Annotated in this window: 4 protein-coding genes; 3 read left to right on the forward strand and 1 reads right to left on the reverse strand. The window is 65.0% G+C overall.

Annotated features, from left to right (window positions below):
* Positions 1 to 87 precede the first annotated feature (87 nt).
* The gene (leuC, locus tag VJ811_RS05925; RefSeq protein ID WP_324071346.1) at positions 88 to 1,524 is read right to left on the reverse strand and encodes a 3-isopropylmalate dehydratase large subunit; all 1,437 of its coding nucleotides are present in this window, start codon (positions 1,522 to 1,524) and stop codon (positions 88 to 90) included.
* Between the two features lie 102 nt (positions 1,525 to 1,626).
* Between leuC and VJ811_RS05930 the strand changes: the two genes are divergently transcribed.
* From VJ811_RS05930 to VJ811_RS05940, 3 genes are all read left to right on the forward strand, one after another.
* The gene (locus VJ811_RS05930; RefSeq protein WP_324071347.1) at positions 1,627 to 2,544 is read left to right on the forward strand and encodes a LysR family transcriptional regulator; all 918 of its coding nucleotides are present in this window, start codon (positions 1,627 to 1,629) and stop codon (positions 2,542 to 2,544) included.
* 184 nt (positions 2,545 to 2,728) lie between these two features.
* Positions 2,729 to 5,737 (forward strand): TonB-dependent receptor plug domain-containing protein, encoded by a 3,009-nt coding sequence (locus VJ811_RS05935; protein WP_324071348.1) that lies wholly within the window; start codon positions 2,729 to 2,731, stop codon positions 5,735 to 5,737.
* Positions 5,738 to 5,812: 75 nt separating this feature from the next.
* Positions 5,813 to 6,379, forward strand: a 567-nt coding sequence (locus tag VJ811_RS05940) for an AbgT family transporter (protein ID WP_324071349.1), incomplete at its 3' end; no start/stop codon positions are given.

The following is a 6,379-nucleotide window of genomic DNA, read 5'->3' on the forward strand; positions in this document are numbered from 1 at the left end:
GGAACGCCTTGGGCATGATGACGTCGGTGTCGATGTTGGCGGCGGGCATCGCGGCGGCGCGGCCCGACAGGCGGAGAAAGCGCTCCATCAGTCAAGCTCCTCCGCCGCAAGCTCTCGTACATCGGCAAGCCTTCCGGTGACCGCGGCCGCCGCGACCATCGCCGGACTCATCAAGTGGGTGCGGCCGCCAATGCCCTGCCGACCCTCGAAATTGCGGTTGGTGCTCGACGCACAGCGTTCGCCGGGCGCGAGGCTGTCGTCGTTCATCGCAAGGCAGAGCGAGCAGCCCGAGCGGCGCCATTCGAACCCGGCGTCGATGAAAATGCGGTCGATCCCCTCCGCCTCGGCGGCGCGGCGGACGCCGCTGCTCCCCGGCGAAATCATCGCGCGAACGCCCGGTGCCACCTTACGCCCCTTCAATATCCGCGCCGCATCGCGCAGGTCGCTCAGGCGCGCGTTGGTGCACGAGCCGATGAAGGCACGATCGATCGCGATATCCTGCAGCCGCATATGGGGCGCTAGGCCCATATAGGCGATGGCGCGGACCGCATCGGCGCGGCGCCCGGCGGGAAGGTCGTCGGGATCGGGGACGATGCCGGTGATCGCGAGCGACTGGTCGGGGCTGGTCCCCCAGCTCACCATCGGCGGAATGTCGCCGGCATCGAGCGCGATCTCCTTGTCGAACCGCGCGCCGGGGTCGCTGCACAGCGCCTGCCACTCGGCGCGCGCCTGGGCGAGCAGACTCGCCGACGGCGCACGCGGGCATCCCGCGATATATTCGACGGCCTTGTCATCGGGCGCCATCAGCGCGACGCGCGCGCCGCATTCGACCGCCATGTTGCAGATCGTCATGCGCGCCTCGACCCCGAGTGCGTCGATCGCCTCGCCCGCAAATTCGACGGCATGCCCCGCCGCGCCATCGGCGCCGATCCGGCGGATCACCTCCATGATCAGATCCTTCGCGGTCACGCCGGGCGCCAGCGTTCCGTCGATCGTGATGCGCATCGTCCGGAGGCGGCGATAGACGAGCGTTTGCGTCGCCAGCAGATGTTCGATGTCCGAGGTGCCGATACCGAAGCCGACCACGCCGAACGCGCCATAGGTCGTCGAATGACTGTCGCCCGCGGCGATGACCATGCCCGGGAGCACCAGACCGAGCTCGGGCATCACCACATGCTCGATCCCCTGCCGCGGATCGAAGAGATCGAAGATTTCGATTCCGAAATCGCGGCCATTTTCGCCGAGATATTCGATCTGCTGCCGCGCACCATCGTCGAGTTCGCCCGCCGCGCGGTCGGGGTTGGTAGAATTGACATGATCGACGACCCCGAGCGATGCCGCCGGGCGCCAAGGGGCTCGGCCGGCGGCGCGGAGGCCGCTGAACGCCTGGGGGCTTGTATATTCATTGAGCACCGTTCTATCGATATAGAGCAATAATCGTTCGCCAGCTTCGCCGGATTCGTCGAAAGATAATATGCGGTGTTCGTCGACGATCTTGTCATAGAGCGTTTTTGGCGCCGACATTCTTCTTACCCTTCCTGCGGTTTCGCGGGCAGGGATTACCGTCAGCGGTTCGGACGAAGCCAATGCCGGGACAGTATCAATTGATGCGACGAGTGGATTCAAATGGATATCATGTGGCTCGAGGACTTCATCAAGCTCGCTGATGAAGGCAATTTTTCCCGCGCAGCCGAAGCGCGCAACCTGACCCAGCCGGCGTTCAGCCGCCGCATCCGCGCGCTCGAGGACTGGGTCGGGGCGACGCTGGTCGATCGCGACACGCACCGGATCGCGCTGACCGAGGCGGGACAGGCGTTCCGCGTCCTCGCCGAAGAGATCATGCGGCGCCTGACGCTGGGCCGCGACCATGTCCGCGAAATCGGCGGAACGCTGAGCAATGAAATCCGCTTCGCCTCGACCCACGCGCTGTCGACGACCTTTTTCCCGTCGTGGCTCCGCACCCTGCACGACGGCCATGAAGCCGGGACGATCACGCTGATCGCCGACCATATGGTGGCGTGCGAACGCTTCATGCTCGAAGGCAAGGCCGATTTCCTGCTCTGCCACCATCATGCGGCGGCGCAGCACCGGCTCGACCCGGCGGGTTTCACCTCGCTCGCGCTCGGCGAGGATGTGCTGATGCCGGTGACCGCGCCGCTCGGCGATGGGGAGCCCACGCACGCCCTGCCGGGCAGCGGCGACCAGCCGCTCCCCTATCTGGAGTTTGAGGAGAAGTCGGGCATGGGCCGCATCCTGCAAGCCGCGCAGGTGATTTCGGCGGGTTCGGCCTCGCTCCGCACCGTGTTTCGTTCACACATGGCGACCGCGCTGCTGTCGATGGCGCGCGACGGACGCGGCGTGTGCTGGGCGCCGCTCAGCGTCGCGGCCGCCGACCTCGAGAGCGGCCGCCTCGTCGCCGCGGGCGATGCGCGCTGGCACGTCCCGATCGAGATCCGCATCTATAAACCGATCGCGCGGCGGAGCCCGAGCGTCGAGGCTTTCTGGACGATGCTGAAGAACCGGCTGAAGGCCGAAACCGCATAAGAGATTGCTCGGGGAGGCCAAGCCATGCCGAGCAATAATGCTGCGCAGATGCCGCCCACGCCGCACGAATGATTCTATGTCGAACCGGCATTGGGAACGATGTCCGCATGTCCATAGACAGGCTGGACCCTTGCACTAACCGACGAACGAACGGCTTTGGCAGGGTTCAGGGCGGAGAAAAAACATGATCCAGGGACCGGCAACTGCAGCCACGGGCGGCAAACTCAAAATTTCCACATCGCTTTTCGCGATCACGCTTTGCGCGAGCCTTGCGGGTGCCGCGCACGCGCAAGATACCGTCGCACCACCGGCCGATGGGCAGACGATGGACGGTGGTGATGACATCGTCGTGACGGGTTCGCGCATCGGGCGTCCGGTCCTCGACCTGCCGACCCCTGTCGGCGTCGTCACCTCCGAAGCGCTCGACAATAACAATGCCCAGTTCGACATCGGCCGCGCGCTCGCACAGCAGCCCTCGATCGGCTTTTCGGGCAGCATGCAACAGAGCCAGCAGTCCGGCGCGTCAGGCTCGCGCGGCGAGAATAGCGGCGGCCTCGCCCTCGTCGATCTTCGCAGCCTCGGGTCGAACCGCACGCTCGTGCTCGTCAACGGCAAGCGCCGCGTCGCGGGCGCCACCGACAGCACCGCTATCGACCTCAATTCGATCAACCCCAATCTGATCGAGCGCATCGAGGTGATTACTGGCGGCGCGTCCGCGATCTATGGCTCCGACGCCGTGTCGGGCGTCGTCAACATCATCCTCAAGGATAATTTCGACGGCTTCCGCATCTCGTTCAACGGATCGCAGCCCGCGCGCGGTTCCGAGGGGCTGACCTATGGCGCCAGCCTCGTCGCCGGGAAGAATTTCAGTGAAGGCCGCGGCAACATCACCGTCGCCGCCGACTATACCAAGGTGCAGGAAATCACCCCACGCCAGGCCGACATGGCAAACAATGTCGCGATGCTCAATCCCGCAGACACCGGTCCCGACGACGGCATCCCCGACATGATCGTCGTCCCCGGCGGTGAGGCGCTGCGCTTCTCGGGCTATGGCGTTGTCGGCTTCGGCGGCGACACCGGCGGCCTCGGGCGTTTCGCCTTCAATGATGACGGCACCGTGCGTCCCTTTCCGACTCCCAGCCTGACCGATGGCAGCCTGTTCGGGGTTTTCGACAATTGCGGCGTCGCCTGTTTCCGCTTCGACGATTCGATCTCGATCGTTCCCGACATCGAACGCTACAACCTCAATCTCAGCGCGCATTACGACTTCAGCGACAGCGTGCGCGGCTATTTCGGCGTCGATTACAACAATACGTCGAGCTATGGCCGCGGCCAGCCGGTGATCCGCTCGGGCGTCGCGATCAACATCGCGCAGAACGCCTTCCTCAATCAGGATTTCCGCCAGCGCCTCCTCAACGCAGGGGCCACCACCCTGCGCCTCGACCGTCTCTATACCGACGTCGGCCTCCGCTTCAGCCAGGTCGACCGCAACAGCCTGTCGTTCGTCGGCGGCTTCAAGGGCGAGTTCGAGACGGGGTTCGCCGACCTCCGCTATGACGTCTACGGTACCTATGGCCGCACCAAGGCGAAGTTCATCGGCTATAACCGCCTCGTCGTTCCCAACCTGCTCGCCGCGCTCGACGCAGTGGTCGACCCCGCCAGCGGGCAGATCCGCTGCCGCGCGGACGTTCCCGCGTTGCAGCCCGCCGGATATGTCCGACCGAATATCCAGGGCACCGCGCCTTGTGCTCCGTTCAACCCCTTCGGTTCGACCGCCAGTTCGCCGGAAGCGCGCAACTTCGTAAAGGCGACGACGGTTTCCGAGGCCTTTATCCGGCAAACGACCGCGGGCTTCTCGCTCGCCGGGGACACCGAGAAGTTCCTGACGATGCCCGGCGGCGGCGCGGTCGGTTTCGCGCTCGGCGCCGAATATCGCAAGGAACGCAACGGCCGCACCACCGACCCGCTCGTCAAGGCGGGCCTCACCAATCAGGCGGCGACGCAGGATTATGAGGGAGGCTATCATGTTACCGAATTGTTCGGCGAGCTCAGCATCCCGATCCTGACCGACATCGCCTTCTTCAAACTGCTGTCGGTCGAGGGGGCCGTCCGTCACGCCGACTACAGTCACGCGGGGCAGGCGACCTCGTGGAAAGCCGGCGCGATCTGGGAGCCGACCGACGGCTTGCGCCTTCGCGCGACGATCAGCCGCGCGATCCGCGCCCCGAACATCTTCGAGGCGTTCCGGCCGAGCGAGGGGCAGACGACCAACGTCAACGACCCCTGCGCGCAAACCAATCTCGGGCTCAATCCAAACCGCGCCGCCAACTGCGCCGCGCTCGGCCGCCCGGCGGGCTTCACCCCGCTCAACGGCGGCGTCGGGGTGCCCTTCATCGTGTCGGGCAACCAGAATCTCAGCCCCGAAGTGTCGGACAGCTGGACCGCGGGCATCGTACTCACCCCGAGCTTCCTGCCCGGACTCCAGATTTCGGCCGACTGGTTCAATATCGAGATCGACGATGCGATCAGCTTCCTGAGCCCGCAGCAGATCGCCGAAAACTGCGTCGACCGCGCCGGCGGCCCCGATCTCGACCTCTGTTCGCTGATCACGCGCGAGACGAACACCGCCAGCCCGAACTTCTTCGGCATCACGACGGGCAACAGCACCTATGTGAACACGTCGAAGCTGGAGACGTCGGGACTCGACACACAGCTCTTCTACGCGCGCCCGCTCGGCGGCGGCCGTATTTCGGCGAACCTCGCCTTCACCTATCTGCACCGCCTCAGGACTTATACCTTCCAGTCGCGGCCCGACCTCTACACGGTGCTCGAAGGCTTTTATGGCTATCCCAAATATAAGGGTGTCGTCGGCCTGACCTACAGCAACGGCCCGATGACGCTCGGCTGGCAGGGACGGTATCAATCGAGCCAGGCGCTGACCGACATCTCGCCGGGGATCAGCCGCGAACTTCTGTCGCCCGACCGCACCGGGTCGCGTTTCTACAACGACATCTCCGCCTCCTACACGCTGACGATGAACGGGAAGCAGGAAGCCAAATTCTCGTTCGGCGTCACCAACCTCTTCAACGAAAAGCTGCCGGTGATGGAATCGGTTCAGGTGATCGATCCGTCGGGGGGCGGTTTCGAACAATTCGGTCCGGTCATTCGCGCCGGGCTCGAAGTGAACTTCTGATCCCGACCCGGCAGATGAGGCCCGCGTGACATTCGCGCGCGCGGGCTTCATGTCGTTTTCGAAGGAGAATCCCCCTTGCCCGGCCAGGAAGGTGCGATCATCAGTGCCGAAATCGTTCGCCCCGCGCGTCAGAGGGGCTTCCTCGGCGTCGTCGAGCGCGTCGGAAATCTGCTGCCCGACCCGACCATCATCTTCCTCTATCTGATCATCATATTGATGATCATATCGGCGATCGGCGCGGGGCTCGGGTGGAGCGCGTCGCTACCCTATTCGGGCAAGGAGGCGCCCGCCGGCGCCGAACTCGCGGGCGGCGTTCTGACCTATCGCGCGTCGAACCTGTTCTCGGCCGAGAATATCGCGCGGTTGTTTACCGAGATGCCGCGCACCTATGCCAGCTTCACGCCGCTCGGGATCATCCTGACGATCATGATGGGTGCCGCGGTCGCCGAGCGGTCGGGGCTGTTCTTCGCGCTGATCCGCGGCTCGCTGCGGGGTACGCCACGCCGCTATATGACGCCGATCATCGCGGTGGTGGGCATGGTGTCGCACCACGCCGCCGACGCCGCCTATGTCGTGCTCATCCCGATGGCAGCGGTCCTTTTCGCATCGGTCGGGCGTCATCCGCTCGCGGGAATTGCCGCC

This window comes from Sphingopyxis sp. (assembly GCF_035250425.1).
Taxonomy (GTDB): Bacteria; Pseudomonadota; Alphaproteobacteria; order Sphingomonadales; family Sphingomonadaceae; genus Sphingopyxis.